This window comes from Neokomagataea anthophila, assembly GCF_018122595.1.
Classification (GTDB): domain Bacteria; phylum Pseudomonadota; class Alphaproteobacteria; order Acetobacterales; family Acetobacteraceae; genus Gluconobacter; species Gluconobacter anthophilus.
In genome coordinates this window covers 260,382-278,175 of sequence record NZ_JAGRQH010000002.1, presented here as the reverse complement: position 1 = coordinate 278,175, position 17,794 = coordinate 260,382, and the positions used below count along the sequence as shown (strand labels likewise).

Genomic DNA, 17,794 nt, shown 5'->3' with positions numbered 1-17,794 from the left:
AGGTCTTCCGGTTCCGGGTATGGAGTGGAGTGTTAGAGGGTGGAACCGGCGTTATTCTTTTTCAAGTGTGCATTGTAGTGGGTGCTGGTTTTTGCGTGCCAGATCCATGACATGAGCAACCTTGCTCTCGGCTACTTCATAAGTAAAGACACCACAGACGCCGACGCCGTGTTGGTGTACTTCGAGCATGATATCGGTTGCTTCATCGCGCGATTTTCCAAAAAAACGTTCGAGTACGTGCACAACGAACTCCATGGGTGTGTAGTCATCATTCAGCATGAGGACAGTAAACATGGAGGGCTTGCGCGTGCGGGTGCGCGGACGCACGACGACATCAATTTCGAACTCGGGTTCGCCATCTTCTCCAAGGGGAGGAGTGAGAGGGTCTGAAGTGCCCATCGCTGAGACGCGCGCTGCGCTGTCATTCAGGGGGAGGGTCTCAGGCAGAACAGGTGTGGGGCGCAATGTCGATAGAACCATGACGTTGAGAATATGGAGTGCTTCTATAGCCATGAGAAGGGGGGATTTGCATGATTTTATATGGCAAGGTGGAAAGAGGTAAGGTGTTGCTTTCACCATGTTTTCGCCACCTTCAGAAAATATTAAATAAATTCAGAAAAGGTCATGGACGTATGAGTGGGGCCACGCGTAGATAGTCGTGTGGTTATAAGGTGCTGTTTTGAAGCGCTTTATGTGTCGGTCGCGTTATCCGGCGGATGTCGGGGGCGTGGTTTCGTGCGTCTATGTATTAAGGCTCCGTGGTTACGGTTACGCTTAAAGGCTGCCAGGTAATGCGCTTCTCGTCCGGTTTATCTGCATTTTTTTCTGCTTTTCTTGTGCTTGGGTGCGTGTGCGCCGTGTTGGCGCCTTCAGGGCGTGCATGGGCACAATATCCGGGGCATATTTCGAGTTATGTTCTCGATGCGCAGACGGGTGATGTTCTGTCACAAAGCGATGCAGATTTGCAGCGTTATCCGGCATCTTTGACGAAGTTAATGACGCTGTATCTGACTTTTCGTGCCTCTCAAGCGCATCAAATTACTTTTGACGAGCAAGTACCTGTGTCGATTCATTGCTCGATTCAAAAGCCGTCTAAACTGGGTTTGGTGCCGGGTACGCGCTTGACTGTTGAGCAAGGGGTTTTGGCGCTGGTCACGAAATCGGCCAATGATGCTGCTTGTGCGTTGGGCGAATTTCTCGGTGGTGGTGATGAGGTACGGTTTGCACAACTTATGACGCAACAAGCGCGTGCGTTGGGTATGAATAATACGACATTCCGGAATGCTTCTGGTTTGCCAGATCCCGATCAAGTGACGACGGCGCATGATCTCGGCATTTTAGCGCGCCGTTTGATTAATGATTTTCCGGGCTATTACCATTATTTTGATGTGCCGCAGTTTTATTTCCATCGCCGTTTAATCCCGAACCATGATCCAATGTTGAAGATTTATTCTGGCGCGGATGGGTTGAAGACGGGTTATACGGATTTGGCGGGTCATAATTTGGTGACCTCTGCGATGCGTGGGAACACACGTTTGATTGGCGTGGTCATGGGGGCGCCAAGTAATACAAGCCGTTCTCTGGCGATGGCGGCTTTATTGGATCGTGGCTTTGCCGATAAAGGTTTGGCGCCAGAGCCTTTGATGCATCCGGCTGCGTCGCGTCCTGTCTTGGTGTTTGCTGGGCGCAGGGGGCGTGTGCGTGGGCGGCAGCTTGCTGCGACGCACCGTCCTGTCGAGGTGGCAGAAGTTTCAGCGCGGAAGCATGGTGCGCGAGGTGTACGCCATACTGGGAGCGTGCGGATGGTGAGTTTGCATGCTCAAGGGGCAGCACATCACGCCAAGCGGCATGTGCGCGGATAATGTTTATCAACTGATTGCAACGCTAGAACTTGCGGTTCCAATCGGATCGACGCATCTTATCGGCACGTAGTGTAAGAATAAGGTGATGAGCGCGATGGCCGGTGGGATTACAATTTATAACGCAGATGATTTTGTTGGTCTGCGTGCGGCAGGGCGTCTCGTTGCTGAAACCTTGGATATGATCGGGGATCATGTGCGCCCTGGTGTGACGACTGAAGAGTTGAACACGTTGGTGCATGAGTTCACCTTGGCACATGGGGCAACGCCGGCGCCTTTGAACTACCGTGGTTTCCCAAAGTCCTGCTGTATCTCCATTAATCATGTCGTGTGTCATGGTATTCCGGGTGGCAAGGTGCTGGCCGAAGGAGATATTTTGAACATTGATGTCACCTCCATTCTCGATGGTTGGTATGGTGACAGTTCCCGTATGTATATCGTCGGTAAGGCCCCAAAGAAGGCAGAGAAGCTGGTAGAGCTAACGTATCAGTCTTTGATGTTGGGTATTAAGGCGGTGCGCCCGGGCAATACATTGGGTGACATTGGCCATGCAATTCAGAGTTTTGCAGAACGGAACCGCTTATCCGTTGTGCGTGATTTCTGCGGGCATGGCATTGGGCGTGAATTCCATTCAGAGCCGAATATTTTGCATTATGGTAAGCCGGGCCAAGGCCGCGAGTTGGTGGCCGGAATGGTCTTTACCATTGAGCCAATGCTGAATCTGGGCCGCCCGGATGTGAAGATCCTTGATGATGGTTGGACGGCAGTTACACGTGATCGTTCTTTGTCTGCGCAGTTTGAGCATATGCTGGGCGTGACGGAAGATGGTTGTGAGATCTTTACGTTGTCCCCTCGTGGTTATACTTGCCCGCCTTATGGAGAAAAAGCATGATGGCTCTTTCATTGCGTTCAAAGGGTTTGGAGAGCCGCCGTAAGGCTCTGTTCTCTTCAGCGTTAGCCGTGGCATGTGCTGTCGCGCCATTTTCGTCGGTTTGGGCAGCAGGGGCGGCGTCTGTGGCTGCTATGCCGGCGGACCCCTTGGCGTTTGGTCCGGACCAAAAAGAAGCGGCGAAGCTCGTTGCAGCAAAGCATGGCATGGTGGTGTCCGCGCAGCACTTGGCATCAGAAGCGGGCGCTAAGGTGCTGGCTCAGGGTGGCAATGCTGTTGATGCGGCGGTGGCTGTTGGGTATGCGCTGGCTGTTGTTTATCCAGCTGCCGGGAATATCGGTGGTGGTGGGTTTATGACCATCCACCCAGCACATGGCAAAACGGTTTTTATTGATTTCCGTGAGCATGCACCAGGCCAAGCCCGGGAAGATATGTATCTGGACGCGTCAGGTAATGTGATTCCTGGTTTGTCTACCGAAGGCTGGAAAGCTGTTGCTGTGCCGGGAACGGCGGCTGGCTTAGATGAAATTCATCGTAAATGGGGCAAATTGAGCCGTGCTAAGGTGATGGCACCGGCTATTGCGTTGGCGCGTAATGGCTTTGTTCTGAACGAAGCAGATAGTAATCTGCTGGCGACGTCCACGCGCTATTTTCAAAAAGATATTTATGCGCAAAAAATCTTTTTGCGCCCGGACGGAACAGCGTTGCAGCCCGGGGATCGGCTGGTGCAGCGTGATTTGGCCAAAAGTTTGAGCCTTATTGCGCAAAAGGGGCCAGATGCTTTTTACCATGGGCCGATTGCGGATGAACTGGTGCGTGCCAGCCAAGAAGGTGGTGGCTTACTAACGAAGGCTGACTTTGCAGCGTATCATACGCGGACGTTGGAGCCTGTACGTTGTACCTATCGTGGGTATTTGGTGGAAACGTCTCCACCGCCGAGCGGTGGCGGTGTCGCGCTGTGTGAAATCCTGAATATTTTGTCGGGTTATGACATGACGCAGTTGGGCCTACATACGGCTCCTGCGGTGCAGCGCGAAGTTGAAGCCATGCGCCATGCCTATTCGGACCGTCGGGATCTTGGTGATCCAGCATTTGTACAAAACCCAATCGCGCATTTGACGGATCCGGCTTATGCGGCGGCTATTCGTGCGGCAACACCGACAGATCACGCTGTACCATCTGAAGATCTGCGCTCGAGCGAAGCGAAGCCAGTGGCTCCGCAGCCTGTACCCGCACCAGAGCATGAAAAGCATGAAACAACGCAGTTCTCTGTGATGGATCGTGAGGGAACGGCCATTTCGGCAACCTATACGCTGAATGGTTGGTTCGGCGCAGGTGTGATGGGGGGCCATACGGGTATTTGGATGAATGATGAGATGGATGATTTCTCATCAAAGCCGGGTGCCCCCAATATGTTTGGCATTGTCGGTTCTAAAGCGAATGCGATTGCGCCGGGTAAAACACCGCTTTCGTCAATGTCCCCAACAATTTTGTCAAAGGACGGCAAGGTTGTCATGGTGATTGGGAGCCCGGGTGGTTCACGCATCCCGACGATTACGCTTTCCGCGATTTTGGGCGTTGTGGATTATGGGCTGAATATTCGTGATGCGATTGATCTGCCGCGTATTCATGAGCAGTGGGAGCCGAGCGCCATTGAAATCGAAAATGGTGCGTTGAGTGCAGATGTGCAGAAAACCCTGCAGGCGGAAGGTTATGTTTTGTCGCCGCATCGTGTTTGGGGTGTTGCAGAAGGTATTCTGGCTGGGCATCCAACATTGAGTGCGCCGGTAACGGGACTGCTCTATGGTGCGGCTGATCCGCGTCACGGTGGTGGTGAAGCTGCAGGGCAATAAGCATTCTGTAAAAATGATGTGGAATAGGGGGTTGCCAGACCCCCTACTTCATGTGTTACACGGGCGGCGGAAGGTCGGCGCTGGACGGATGTGTCGCGAACTCGGTCAGGTCCGGAAGGAAGCAGCCGTAGTGAATTTCAGACGGGTCAGATGTTCGGCCTTCCACCCCTCCCCAAAAATGATGTTATTGCAAAATACAGAGCTGTTTCGGGCTTTCAGGGGTGGCGTGTGCGATGACCGCTACGGTTGTTCATGACAGAGATTGAAAACGATATTCCGTTACCGCCAGAGAGTGGTGGTGGGTTCTTTGGCGATGCACCCGTACAAAGTCCTGCGCCGTCTTTAGAGTCTAATGATTTGGCGGAACCTGAAAAAGTACTTCCCCCAAAAGATGATGTGTACCGGGTACTGGCTCGGAAATATCGGCCTCGTTCATTTGAAGATTTGATTGGGCAGGATACGCTGGTGCGTATTTTGCGGCGTGCATTCTCGCTTCAGCGCGTTGCCCATGCCTTTATGCTGACGGGTGTGCGTGGCGTTGGTAAAACGACGACGGCGCGGATTATCGCGCGTGCGCTGAATTGTGTTGGGGTTGATGGAAAAGGCGGGCCGACGGCGGATCCGTGCGGTGTGTGCCCAAATTGTACGGCGATTTTGGCAGATCGTCACCCTGACGTGTTGGAGATGGATGCGGCGTCACGTACGGGCGTAGATGACGTGCGTGAGATTATTGAAGCGACACGTTTTCGTCCGATGCAAGCACGTATGAAAGTCTTCATCATTGATGAAGTGCATATGTTGTCCCGTAATGCTTTCAATGCGCTGCTGAAAACGTTGGAAGAACCGCCTGCGCAAGTAACGTTCATTTTTGCTACGACGGAGCTACGGAAAGTGCCGGTGACGGTGCTATCGCGCTGTCAGCGGTTTGATTTGCGGCGTGTGCCGCAAGTGCAGTTGCAGGAGCATTTTGACCGTATTGCCCGTAAAGAGGGGGCAGAACTTTCAGCGGATGCGTTGGCGTTAATTGCGCGTGCGGCAGATGGTTCTGTGCGTGATGGCTTGTCTTTGCTGGATCAGGCGATTGCGCAGGGCGCGGCCGATTCGCAATCTGTGTCTGACATGCTGGGCTTGGCAGACCGTGGATTGGTGTTTGATTTACTCGAAGCTGTGATGGCAGGCCGCGTTGCGGAGGCCTTGGCTTTGACGGATCAAGCTTATGCACGTGGAGCTGATTTAGGCGTATTGCTGACGGATGTGCTGGATTTGGTGCATTTAGTGTCACGCTTGAAAGCCGTACCTGCCCTGCGTGAAACGCGTGAGTTGCCTGAAGCCGAGCGGGTGCGTGGTGGTGCACTGGCGGACCGTTTATCCGTCTCCGTTTTGGGGCGTACGTGGCAGATGCTCTTGAAGGGCGTTGGAGAGGTTGAGCAAGCGCCAGATCGTCGTCAAGCTGCTGAGATGATCCTTATTCGCTTGTGTCATGCGGCTCTTTTACCAACGCCTGATCGGTTGATCCGGCAATTAACGGAGGCTGCTCCTGAGGCGGGGGGCTCTGGTCGTGCCGGGGGAGGTAGTCCTGCTGGGAGCGCAGCCCCTCATGGTGGGATCGGTGGGCATTCAGCTCCTGTTCAGCGCGTGGACGCTCCTTCGCAAGGGTATGATCAGGGGCCAAGAGCACAGTCATCGTCTTCAACGGGCGCGCCGTTGAAGTTGGTGGCAAATGGCGGGCAGGTTATTGATCCGCATTATGCTGGTCAGCGCGTGCAAGAGTTGACACCGGCACAACGCCCGGTGGCGGTTGAGATGCCGGTGCGTGAAGCTGCGCCGGTTGAGCAGGATGAGGCCCCCCACGACGAGAGAGCTGCCTCTGACGATGCAGTGCCTTTACCGCCGCGGACGTGGCGTGAGATGGTGGCTTTAGCGCGTGGGCGTGAGCCGTTATTGCATGGCATGTTGCGTAATGCGGTGCATGTGGTGCGTTTTGCACCACCGGTAGTGGAGATACGCTCTGACGACCCTAAGGCGCGTGTAGAGCGGAGTTTACAGGCTTTATTGGATCATCTTTTTCCGAAAACGTGGCGTGTGTCTACGTCAACGGAAGAAGGGGAGCCTACTCTGGATGAGCAAGGCGCAGAGATTGTAGCTCTGAACCAAGCTGAGGTTGAATCCCATCCGCTTGTCCAAGCGATTTTGATGGCTTTCCCCGGTGCTAAAATTGGGGAAGTGCAGGATCATGGTTTGGATGATTATGGATTGCCGCCAGAAGAGGTGACGTCTTTGGTGGATAATGAGCCACCGGATCTGGAATTTGCGCCACTGGATGCAGATCTTCTGGATGAAGATGATATCTACTGAGTAACACAGGAGCAAACGCTATGAAGAATCTTGCTGGATTGATGAAGCAAGCAAGCCAAATGCAGTCTCGGATGCAGGACGCGCAGAAGGAACTGGCGAATCTGGTTGTTGATGGCAGTGCTGGTGCTGGTTTGGTGACGGTGCAGCTAACCGGTAAGGGTGAAATGCGTAATTTGCGTATTGATCCAAAACTGGCTGAGCCAAGCGATATGGAAACGCTTCAGGACCTGATCGTTGCGGCTTATACGGATGCGAAGGCGAAGGCTGAGGCGGCAAGCTCTGAAGTGATGCGTGGTGTTACGGGTGGGATTGATCTGCCGCCCGGTCTGAACCTGCCGTTCTAATGCGGGTGTGAGGGTCTGTATCCGGTGAATGCACTGTGAACGGTACGACAGAAATCGAGCAATTGATCACAATGTTCGCGCGTTTGCCGGGGCTTGGGCCGCGGTCGGCGCGTCGTGCTGTGTTGAATCTTTTGCGGCAACCAGAGGCACGGATGTTGCCTTTGGCGCGGCAGATTGAGCGCACGGCGCAGAGTGTGCGGACGTGCACGCAATGCGGAAATCTGGATACGGTTGACCCTTGCCATTTATGCACGGACCCATTGCGTGATGGGTCCGTGGTGTGTGTAGTCGAGACAGTGGGGGATTTGTGGGCGTTGGAGCGCGCCACGGTGCATCGTGGTCTCTATCAGGTTCTCGGTGGGACGCTGTCTGCCTTGGCTGGGTTCGGGCCGGATGATTTGAATGTACAGCCGTTAATGCGCCGTATAGAGGCGGGTGGTGTATCAGAGGTCATTTTGGCGCTTGGCGCTACGGTAGAAGGCGCGACGACTGCACATTGGTTACAGGAAAAATTGTCCGTTTATGGTGTGTCTGTCAGTCGTGTTGGGCATGGTGTCCCGATGGGCGGTGCGCTGGATGGATTGGATGATGGTACATTAGCAGCTGCTCTTATGGCGCGTAGGTCTTTAGGGTGATGTTGGGGGCGGGGGCTATGTTACCAATCTCGACAAAAATGCCACGCGTGGCGCTTGTGACGGGGGGCGCGCGGCGTATTGGGCGTGCGCTGGTTGAGATGTTGGCCCAAGAGGGCTTTTCCGTTGCAATTCATTGCCGAGAAAGTGTGCAAGAGGCTGAGACGCTGCTGGCCCAGATTGGTGGCCGTGGCTGCGTTGTGCAGGCGGATCTGGCCTGTGAGGCAGATGTCAGTGGTCTGGTGGCGAAGGTCCACAATACGCTGGGGCCTATAGGGGTATTGGTCAATAATGCCTCGGTCTTTACGCGTGATGAGGTTGGTGATGTAACGCGCGAAAGTTGGGACCGTCACCTTGAGCCGAATTTACGGGCACCGTTTGTGTTGGTGCAAGATATGGCAGCGTTTTTACCGGATGATGCTGAAGGAATGGTACTGAACCTTCTAGATCAGCGCGTGTGGAATCTGACGCCGCATTTTGTGACATATACTCTGTCTAAATCAGGGCTATGGACGTTGACGCAGAGTTTGGCTCTCGCATTGGCGCCACGCTTGCGTGTGAATGCTATTGGCCCGGGGCCTGTTTTGCCTGCTGTAGGGCAGTCTGATGAGCATTTTCAGGCGATGTGTGATCGTACGCCGTTAGGGCGTGGCTCTTCGCCGGATGAGATAGCCGCCGCGGCACGGATGCTGCTTGCTTTGCCATCGGTTACGGGGCAGATGTTAGCGCTGGATGGTGGTCAGCACTTAAACTGGTCTCCGCGGTAACGTATGGCGTTATGCTGAGTCCTGTGGTCTTGCGTAAGGTGGTTGCCGGTGACTGTGATGCGTTGGTGGCGGCGAATTGCGCGAATAAGCAGTTTCATGCGCCATGGGCGACACCGTTTTGTGACGAAGCGGGTTTTCGGCAGTGGTTTGCTGTTTGTTCTTCGGACAGTGCCGTAGGTTACGTTGCGTTTGAGCGGCAGACGGGTCAGGTGATTGGCGTTTTGACGTTAAGCCAGATTGTGTACGGCAATTTCTGTAATGCTTATTTGGGGTATTATGGGATGCAGGCGGTGTGTGGTCGGGGCCTTATGACGGAAGCGGTGCGACTGGCCTTGGCGCGTGCCTTCGGGGATTTGGGTTTGCATAGGGTTGAAGCCAATGTGCAGCCTGACAATCAGCGTTCGATTGCACTGCTTCATCGCTTAGGGTTTCAAAAAGAAGGCTTTTCGCCGCAGTATCTACGGATTGCCGGTGCGTGGCGGGATCATGAACGGTGGGCGATCCGGCGTGATATGCTTTAGCGGTAGTTAATGGTAGCGCTGGGAAAGTAGTCTTCGATGACGAGCGAGATCGGCGCATGATCGCTGGCGCGGCGTAGAACGGCACGATTTTCGAGCAGATAAGCTGATGTTGCTGGCATAGCTGTGCTGCTGATGGTGGTTCTTGAAAAATGTGTGTCTTGAACGGCGCGACCAAATGGGGTGGTGCTATGCTCAAGGCGGGTATTCATCTCCGCGGTGAGGCGTGCAGGAACGTACCAATTCCATGCATCGGACAGGGGGATGTCGTTGCAGAGGAGTTGAACGTGGCGCAGCTTAAGTGCGGTGGGTGGTGTAAGTTCTAAGCGTTGAATGATATCGGCTGTGGGAGCAGGCGAGTCACCAATTGTGACGCTGTGAACGTGAATGGGGGATGGGCAGAAGCTCTGGAGCGTTGCTGTGGCGCTAGGGCGGCTGGCAAGACGTTCTTGGAGGTTCTGGGTATCAGTGTGCCGTGAAGAAACGGCGCATCCGCTCAGCAGTGCAAGCATTAAGCCTGCACATGCTGAGGGAAGAACGTAACGGAGCAAAGGAGTGCTGCTCTTAGTTATCGTCGCGGTCGTCTTTGTCTGTTGGGACTTCGATGTCGTTTGACAGATCATCGTCATCATCCAGATCATCATCGCTTTCGATAACATCATCGGCATCATCATCTGTGTCCAGATCGACGTCGACGTCATTTTCGTGCTCGTTTTGAGCTGCGTTTGGATCTTTTTCTTCAGGGAGCGGCTCATCGTTTTGTTTCAAACGACCGATATCGCTCGGTTGGGTACCACCGCATTTGGGGCAAATCGCGGGGACGCGGTTCAAGTCATAAAAGCGGACACCACAATCAACGCATGTCCGTTTTAGACCGAGTTCGGGTTTTGCCATGTTGCGCAAGCCTACCAATGCCACGGAATTAGAGAAGGGCGGCCATGCCAGCTTGAGCGGAGCCTGTCAATGTTTTTAGGGTTTTTTAGGTGATTCGTTTGGGAAGAATGGGGAATTTTCATGCATAAACGGTAATTGACAGTATCCGGCTCTGGGCGGCATGAACGAAACTATGAATCAGCGACCTTTGACCGTTTCTCGTGCGTTATCAGGCTTGCAGGGTACGACCCGCGTGCCTGGCGATAAATCCATCAGCCACCGCTCACTTATGTTTGCAGCGCTTGCAACGGGGCAAACGCGTGTGAGTGGCCTCCTTGAAGGGGAGGATGTGTTGCGCACTGCGGATGCAATGCGGGCTTTGGGTGCGACGATCACGCAGGACGGTGATGTTTGGGTTATTGATGGGCGGGGTGTCAGTGCCCTGTCAGAACCTGAAGATGTGCTTGATATGGGGAATTCAGGGACGGCGGCTCGGCTTTTATCGGGTATTCTGGCGACGCAACCTTTCTTGAGTGTGATGACGGGAGATGCCTCACTGCGTTCACGCCCAATGCGCCGGGTAACGGTGCCGTTGAGTGAAACCGGTGCTGTGTTTGAGGCGCGTGAAGGTGGCCGTTTGCCGATGGCTATTCGTGGCACGTGTGGGGCTAAGCCATTAACGTACCGCTTGCCTGTCGCATCTGCTCAAGTGAAGTCTGCTGTTTTGTTGGCTGGGTTGAACGCTCAGGGGCAAACGGTTGTTGAAGAGCCTGTGGCGACGCGGGATCACACGGAAAATATGCTGCGTCACTTTGGCGTGCCAGTTGCCGTTGATGTGATGACAGATGGTGGGCGCCGTATTGCCTTAACTGGGCCTGCTCACTTGAGCGCACGCGATGTCGTGGTGCCGGGGGATCCATCTTCCGCGGCTTTCCCGATTGTTGCAGCGCTGTTGGTGCCGGGCTCTGATGTTTTGATTACGGGTGTCGGTCTCAATGTTTTGCGCACGGGGTTATTCCAAACTTTGCGCGAGATGGGGGGAGATCTTGAGGTTTTGAATGAGCGCATTGAAGGTGGGGAACCGGTTGGTGATCTGCGTGTGCGCTATTCGGCGTTGCGTGGTGTGGCTGTGCCGCCAGAACGTGCGCCTTCTATGATTGATGAATACCCTGTTCTGGCGGTTGCATGTGCATTTGCAGAAGGGGAATCGCGTTTGCAAGGGTTGGAAGAGCTGCGCGTTAAGGAGAGTGATCGTCTTGCTGCGACGGTTGCTCTGTTGGACGTGAATGGTGCTGCGACCACGGTAGAAGGTGATGATTTGATCGTTCATGGCTTGAACGGTGAGTTGGGTGGAGGGCATGTGACGACTCATATGGACCATCGCTTGGCTATGAGTGCTGTTGTGTTTGGTTTGGCGGCGCATAAGCCGGTTTCCGTGGATGATACGGCGTTTATTGAAACCAGTTTCCCGGGTTTTGTAGAATTGATGAACGCTCTGGGGGCAGGAATTCGCTGATGTCCGGTGGGTTTGTTATCGCGGTTGATGGGCCGGCGGCAGCTGGTAAGGGGACGTTAGCGCGGGCTCTGGCAGAGGCTTATGGATTGCCGTATTTGGATACGGGTTTGTTGTACCGTGCTGTTGCGCGGCGTGTGCTCAATGCAGGCGGAGACCCACAGAATGCTGCGGAGGACATGGCGCAACATCTGACGGCCGAAGATTTGCAGCGCAATGATCTGCGTGTTCCTGAAGTGGATCGTGCGGCGTCTATGGTTGCATCGCAGCCTGCTGTGCGTGCGGCTCTTCTGGAGCGCCAGCGTGTTTTTGGGCGTACGGGTGGGGCCGTTGTCGATGGGCGTGATATCGGGACGGTCGTATTTCCGGACGCGCCTGTTAAGCTGTTTATTACGGCGTCAGCCAAGACACGTGCATTGCGTCGTTATCATCAGATGCATGCAGATATGCCGCTGGAAGGTGAAGCGTTGCGCCATGCGGTGGCAGAGATTGAAAGCCGGGATCAAAGAGACTCGGAGCGTGATGTTGCGCCGTTACGGGCGGCAGATGATGCCTTCACGATTGATACGGATGATTTGACGGCGGCTGAGGTTTTTCAAAAAGCGTGTGATTACATTGCGCAGCGTCGTAAGTAACGTCCTCTCATCCTGATTGGGGAGTGGAAAAAGCACTTTTTGATTGACATTGACTGTGTCAAGGGTGTCTTTGCTTGCTCTGAAGGCAAGGCACCGTAAAGGTTTGCTTTCCTCTTATGTGTGCATGGCAGGCATAGGGGTATTTTGGATCACCGACCCGTTTGATGCTTTTAGGGCCGACGGGGAGACGTCACACGCATAACAACTTCATGTGTGGCGCAAGCATGGATTTCCAGCGTATTGCGGAAATCTGGGAATATTAGACTACATGGCTTCTGCCACTCTGATGAACTCGGTTGCACACGGCACCGAAGATTTTGCTGCCCTTCTCGACGAGACACTGGGTCGCGACACTGGTTTTGAAGGCTCCGTTGTTACGGGTCGTGTTATTCGTCTGTCTGACGAGTTCGCGATTGTTGACGTTGGCCTGAAGAGCGAAGGCCGCGTAGCGCTGAAGGAATTCGGTCCTCCGGGTGCCGCTCCTGACGTGAAGCCTGGCGATGTTATCGAGCTGTACGTTGAGCGTTACGAAGATCGTGATGGTTCCATCGTTCTGTCACGCGAGAAGGCTCGTCGTGAAGAAGCATGGACGGCTCTGGAGCGTGCATTCGGCAACAACCAGCGCGTGAACGGCACGATTTATGGTCGTGTTAAGGGTGGCTTCACGGTTGACCTCGGTGGCGCAATGGCGTTCTTGCCGGGCAGCCAAGTGGACATCCGTCCGGTTCGTGACGTTGGGCCGCTGATGGGGCAGCCACAGCCGTTCCAGATCCTGAAGATGGATCGTGCACGTGGTAACATCGTTGTGTCACGTCGTGCCGTTCTTGAAGAGACCCGTGCTGAGCAGCGTTCTGAGCTGATCCAGGGCCTGAAGGAAGGCATGATCCTTGACGGCGTTGTCAAGAACATCACCGATTACGGTGCGTTCGTTGACCTCGGCGGCGTTGACGGCCTGCTGCACGTTACGGATATCGCTTGGAAGCGCATCAACCACCCATCTGAAGCTCTTCAGATCGGTCAGCCGGTTCGCGTTCAGGTTATTCGCTTCAACTCTGACACGCAGCGTATCTCCCTTGGCATGAAGCAGCTTGAAGCTGATCCATGGGAAAATGTTGCTGTTAAGTACCCAGCAAGTGCTCGTTACACGGGTCGCGTCACGAACATCACCGATTACGGTGCATTCGTTGAGCTGGAGCCAGGTGTTGAAGGTCTGGTACACGTTTCTGAAATGTCTTGGACAAAGAAGAACGTACATCCGGGCAAGATCGTTGCTACTTCTCAGGAAGTCGACGTTATGGTTCTCGATGTGGACAGCTCAAAGCGCCGCATCTCTCTGGGCCTGAAGCAGGTTCAGCGCAATCCTTGGGAGCAATTCCAAGAAGAGAACAAAGTCGGTTCCGTCATCGAAGGCGAAATCCGCAACATCACCGAGTTCGGTCTGTTCATCGGTCTCTCCGCAGACATCGACGGCATGGTTCACATGTCCGACCTGTCTTGGGACGAAGCTGGCGAAGCAGCCATGGCGAACTACGAGAAGGGCCAGGTCGTTAAGGCTAAGGTTCTCGACGTGGACGCTGAGAAAGAGCGCATTTCGCTCGGTATCAAGCAGCTTCAGGAAGATCCAGCCGCTGACACGCTCGCACGCGTTCAGAAGGGTGCAATCGTAACCTGTGTTGTGACCGCAGTTCAGACGAACGGCATCGAAGTGAAGGTTGACGAAGTCCTGAACGGCTTCATCCGCCGCGCAGAACTGGCTCGTGACAAGGCAGAGCAACGCCCAGAGCGTTTCGCTGTTGGCGAGAAGGTTGATGCGAAGGTCGTTGCTGTTGAGCGTGCATCACGCAAGCTGGCTCTGACGATCCGTGGCCGTGAGGTCGAGGAAGACAAGCAAGCTATTACGGAATACGGTTCATCTGATTCCGGCGCATCACTGGGTGATATCCTGGGTGCAGCAATCCGTCGCCGTACTACGGATTGATGGAAAAATAATGCCTCTTTTATTTGAGGTGTTATGAAAAGGGTCGCTTCGGCGGCCCTTTTTTTTATTTATTCTAAATCATGAGGGTATGCGAACGGCGTTTTTGCTGTTTTAATGACTGAGCTAGAAATTATCATAACGTCGAGTGCAGTGCGCACGAAGTGTACTGTATGTCGTGAGTCTTGATTCTAAATTGGGGGTGGGCGTAAGGCGCTCAATTGCTTGATGGCGGTCATTTATAATACAAACTTTACGCATAACCCCAATTCGTACCTTACTCTTGCGATAGAGCGCGCTGCGAAGTCTCTATTTGGGCGTGATGACGTTGTTGTTGCAGACAACATGTCTTTGGCGGGTATAGCAGCATCAGGTGCTCATGATGTTCTGATCTGCATTGATGCGCAGCGTATTCACTTGCCGCTGCTGCGTCGTATTCGTCCAGCATTCAAAACGATGATTTTGTGGACGTTTGAAGACCCCTTCATGCGGGATTTCAACGTTGAAAATGCTGGCCTGTTTGACTTCGTTTTCACGAATGATCCGTCTTGTGCGGAGTATTATAATGGCAAAGGCCATTACCTGCCGTTGGCAGCCAGTACATCGATTCATGAACGTAAAGTACTGACGGCCAATGAACTTGAGTATGATATTTTCTTTGCGGGCACGATGTGGCCAAACCGTGTCGAGACGTTGCGCCGAGTGATTGCGGCGTTCCCTGATGCGCGTTTGAAGCTGATTTGCCCGGGTAACGAGTACCTGCCGCCATTGCCGGCAGACTTGGCAGCTTTGGCTATTCAGCGTCCAGTCAGCCATGAAGCATTTATTGATTTTGCGAATGTCAGTGCCGTGACGCTGACCATGTTTCGTGATTATGCAAGTCATGGTGATGTAAGCCAAGCGACTGCTCCTGGGCCGCGTTTCTTTGAGCTTGGTCTGGCTGGTACAGCGCAAGTTGTTGAAGCGCCGGAAAGCATGGCGAGTGAGCATTTCGAAACAGTTGATGGCGTAAGCCTTGCACGTGACCCCGATGGGGTTGTTGCTGCTGTTGCCCGCCTTTTGGAGAGCAAGAGTGTACGGCGTAAAGCCGCTCAGGCTGCGCAAAAGTCTGTCTTGCAGCACCACTTGTATGAAAATCGCTTGCGGAAAATGCAAGAAATCACGGGGGCAGATTTTGGCCGTCGTACCGATAGTATCGTTCCTGTTGAGCGTCGTCGCCGTTTGCGCGTTTTGATGTGCACGCACTCCACGATTCATGAGCAGGCTTGGGGAGGTGTTGAGGTCTATCAACAAGCGCTGTGCTCAATGCTGGGGCGTGATGTTGAGTTTTTCTACTGGCTGCGTCGTGGTGGTTCGTGCTGGATGACAACGGCAAGCGGTCAGGAGCTTGATCGCTTTGAAGTCCCAGAAGCAGGGTGGCAGGATGTCATGTGTGATGGGGCCGAGGAAATGGCCTTCTCGAGTGTTATTGGGCAATATAATATTGATGTTGTCCACTTCCAGCACCTTGGGCACCATGCCTTGTCCTTGCCGATTATTGCTAAAGCAAGCGGCGCTGGTGTTGTGTTCTCTGCGCATGATTTCTGGCTGGTTTCGTCGCGCTATAACCTGTTGAACCATGAACTGCGTTATGTAGAGGACGAAGTCCGTTCTGTATTGGCTGCGGATGTTACCCTTAAAGCTGCAGAGAATGTTGAATACGGTGGTGAGCAGACACGCCGTGCATTTATTGCGAAGATGTTGCGTTCGGTCGACGCGATCATGTTCGGTACGCAGCACTCCCGCGATCTGACACATGATATTTACCCGATCTTGGATCAAAAGGTCAGTTTGATTACGGGTATTCCAAGCCCTGAGAATACAGTGCCAGTTGTGCCAAAGGCCTATAAGTCTTTGGAAGGGCGTCCATTAGGGGTGGCTATTGTTGGTAACTTCCTTCGTACGAAGGGCGCTGACACCATTCTAAGCTTGATCGAAATTGCCCACCCTGATCACTTCCACTTCCATATTTTTGGGTACGTCCACCCAGAATATGAAGCAGTTCTTAACTCAGTGCCGCGCTCAAATGTCACGGTGTATGGCCGTTATGATATGGGTGAGATTGATGCGCTGAAGGTTGCAGATGTTGCATTGAACCTCTCTATCTGGCCTGAGACATATTGTATTTCTCTGTCAGAAGCATGGCAGAATGGTCTTCTTCCGATTGTGACCGATGTAGGGGCTTTGGGAGACCGTGTTGAAGACGGTGTGAACGGCTTTAAGGTGCCGATTAACCGTCCGAGCATGGTGCTGGAGCGTTTGGAAATGCTCCGTTCATCCGAAGCACTGCGTCGTAAGATGATGGCGAATATTGGGCCGCATCTTTTGACAAATGCGACAGAATATTCGCGTGATCTGTTGCAGTTATACCGTGATATAGCGCCACGGCGTGATATGGGGGTCTCTGACCTGCGTATTGATGCTGGGCAAGTGCATCTGTTGCCGCATAATAATTGGCGTCATCAGGCCCCACCACGTCATATTTTTGATCCTCCGACGCAGCGTGATCTCTCGATTGAGTTGCCAATTGAGGTTAATGATTGGTTCTCGATCCAAGGTGCGGAATGTTACGTTGATGATATTTGTCATCATGTTTTCCGGCCGGGTGTTGAGATTGATTTTGACAGTGCGAACGAGTTCCATATTCGTGGGTGGTTCTTGTTGCCGGGAATTTCTACAGCAGGGCGTATGCTGGCTGTTCTTATCGGTGAAGCGCCGGATAGCCCTACGATTTACGTTGAGTGCCAACGGGAGACGCGCAGCGATATTGCAAAATTATTTGCAGATTCTCCGCGCCGTTCTGGTTTCTCAGGGCGTGCAGCATTGCGCGGAAAATGGTGTGAAGGTCGTTTCCGCGTTGGTTTGATCAACGTACTTCAGGGGCAGGGTGCGTTTCAATTAACACCGTATCAGATCGAGGTTGAAGGCGGTCAGATTACGGAAATTGAGCGTGTATCTCCTTCTAATGGACAAATTCTCACTGACTTTGAGCGGGTTGCGCATAATGATGGCGTACTGCGTGGCATTAAGTTGGCCTCGGCTCAAAAAGAAGGCCTACATTCGCACGGGGAAGGACGTTTAGAGCAGTTTATCGACGATTTTACGGGAGTTGTCGGAGAGCCACTCCGTGAGGTTGAAGCTGAAGGTGTTCTGCATATTCGTGGTTGGGCTTTCTTAAAGGGCTTGCAGCGTGCAGGGCAAATGTATGTTGCCTTGGTACAGCCTGAGCGTGGTGAAATTGTTCTGTCAGCATTGAACCGTTGTGTTCGGCATGATGTGGCCGTCGTTCATGAAGATGCACCTTTGTGTGCAGGTTTTGAGGGCACATTTGACCCGAAGCGTGGCTATGCTCTGGTTTTGGAAGGGCGTTATCAAGTTGCGCTCTTGAACGTTGCCGGTGAAGTCTTTGGGACTTATGTAACTGATTTGGCCGTGAACTTTAGTAAGGGTAAAATTCAGTCTACAATCCGAGAGGGTTTGTCTCAGGAAGATGCTCGGCATGTCGATGCGCTTCTTAATCAGCGGGCTATGTCCTGAACATT

The 17,794-nt window shown here is 53.4% G+C and carries 15 protein-coding genes and 1 other RNA gene; 13 read left to right on the top strand and 3 right to left on the bottom strand.

Translation table 11 applies throughout. The features are described 5' to 3' along the window. Window positions 1-51: 51 nt before the first annotated feature. Window positions 52-579 carry an ATP-dependent Clp protease adapter ClpS gene (clpS, locus tag KB213_RS04165; RefSeq protein ID WP_249110209.1) on the bottom strand — a complete coding sequence of 176 codons (528 nt, stop codon included), beginning with the start codon at window positions 577-579 and terminating at the stop codon, window positions 52-54. A gap of 212 nt (window positions 580-791) precedes the next feature. On the opposite strand from clpS, the gene KB213_RS04160 reads away from it, so the two are divergent. From KB213_RS04160 to KB213_RS04120, 9 genes are all read left to right on the top strand, one after another. Beyond that, complete coding sequence (locus KB213_RS04160; RefSeq protein WP_211680760.1) at window positions 792-1,862, top strand: D-alanyl-D-alanine carboxypeptidase family protein; 1,071 nt, start codon at window positions 792-794, stop codon at window positions 1,860-1,862. 85 nt (window positions 1,863-1,947) lie between these two features. Further along, a complete protein-coding gene (map, locus tag KB213_RS04155) occupies window positions 1,948-2,751 on the top strand; it encodes a type I methionyl aminopeptidase (RefSeq protein ID WP_211680759.1) in 804 nt (267 codons plus the stop codon). Then, a complete protein-coding gene (ggt, locus tag KB213_RS04150; protein WP_408903719.1) occupies window positions 2,751-4,601 on the top strand; it encodes a gamma-glutamyltransferase in 1,851 nt (616 codons plus the stop codon). Before map ends, ggt begins: the two co-directional genes overlap by 1 nt. 69 nt (window positions 4,602-4,670) lie before the next feature. After that, window positions 4,671-4,767, top strand: an RNA gene (gene ffs / locus KB213_RS04145) — signal recognition particle sRNA small type. A gap of 86 nt (window positions 4,768-4,853) precedes the next feature. Continuing rightward, window positions 4,854-6,956, top strand: a complete 2,103-nt coding sequence (locus KB213_RS04140) for a DNA polymerase III subunit gamma/tau (RefSeq protein WP_211680758.1) — start codon at window positions 4,854-4,856, stop codon at window positions 6,954-6,956. Window positions 6,957-6,976: 20 nt separating this feature from the next. Continuing rightward, window positions 6,977-7,300 (top strand): YbaB/EbfC family nucleoid-associated protein, encoded by a 324-nt coding sequence (locus tag KB213_RS04135; RefSeq protein ID WP_211680757.1) that lies wholly within the window; start codon window positions 6,977-6,979, stop codon window positions 7,298-7,300. A 35-nt stretch (window positions 7,301-7,335) separates the two neighbouring features. Further along, window positions 7,336-7,935, top strand: coding sequence for a recombination mediator RecR (recR, locus tag KB213_RS04130; RefSeq protein ID WP_211680756.1), 600 nt, complete (start codon window positions 7,336-7,338; stop codon window positions 7,933-7,935). Between the two features lie 17 nt (window positions 7,936-7,952). Next, window positions 7,953-8,699, top strand: coding sequence for an SDR family oxidoreductase (locus KB213_RS04125; protein WP_211680755.1), 747 nt, complete (start codon window positions 7,953-7,955; stop codon window positions 8,697-8,699). Window positions 8,700-8,710: 11 nt separating this feature from the next. After that, on the top strand, window positions 8,711-9,220 hold the full coding sequence (locus tag KB213_RS04120; RefSeq protein ID WP_211680754.1) for a GNAT family N-acetyltransferase: 510 nt from the start codon (window positions 8,711-8,713) through the stop codon (window positions 9,218-9,220). On the opposite strand, the gene KB213_RS04115 is transcribed toward KB213_RS04120, so the two are convergent. After that, window positions 9,217-9,768, bottom strand: a complete 552-nt coding sequence (locus KB213_RS04115; RefSeq protein ID WP_249110208.1) for a chorismate--pyruvate lyase family protein — start codon at window positions 9,766-9,768, stop codon at window positions 9,217-9,219. The genes KB213_RS04120 and KB213_RS04115 overlap by 4 nt on opposite strands. Before the next feature lie 13 nt (window positions 9,769-9,781). Continuing rightward, entirely contained in the window at window positions 9,782-10,111 is a 330-nt protein-coding gene (locus KB213_RS04110; protein ID WP_211680753.1) for an FYDLN acid domain-containing protein, read from the bottom strand. 160 nt (window positions 10,112-10,271) lie between these two features. Here KB213_RS04110 and aroA point away from each other — a divergent pair, with 160 nt between their 5' ends. From aroA to KB213_RS04090, 4 genes are all read left to right on the top strand, one after another. Then, the gene (gene aroA / locus KB213_RS04105) at window positions 10,272-11,606 is read left to right on the top strand and encodes a 3-phosphoshikimate 1-carboxyvinyltransferase (RefSeq protein WP_408903711.1); all 1,335 of its coding nucleotides are present in this window, start codon (window positions 10,272-10,274) and stop codon (window positions 11,604-11,606) included. Then, window positions 11,606-12,238: a (d)CMP kinase gene (cmk, locus tag KB213_RS04100; protein WP_068169648.1), complete on the top strand. Its 633-nt coding sequence runs from the start codon at window positions 11,606-11,608 to the stop codon at window positions 12,236-12,238. The genes aroA and cmk overlap by 1 nt, the downstream gene beginning before the upstream one ends. A 268-nt stretch (window positions 12,239-12,506) precedes the next feature. Next, the gene (rpsA, locus tag KB213_RS04095; protein ID WP_068169650.1) at window positions 12,507-14,216 is read left to right on the top strand and encodes a 30S ribosomal protein S1; all 1,710 of its coding nucleotides are present in this window, start codon (window positions 12,507-12,509) and stop codon (window positions 14,214-14,216) included. A 225-nt stretch (window positions 14,217-14,441) separates the two neighbouring features. Further along, window positions 14,442-17,789, top strand: a complete 3,348-nt coding sequence (locus KB213_RS04090) for a glycosyltransferase family protein (protein WP_211680932.1) — start codon at window positions 14,442-14,444, stop codon at window positions 17,787-17,789. Window positions 17,790-17,794: the final 5 nt, after the last annotated feature.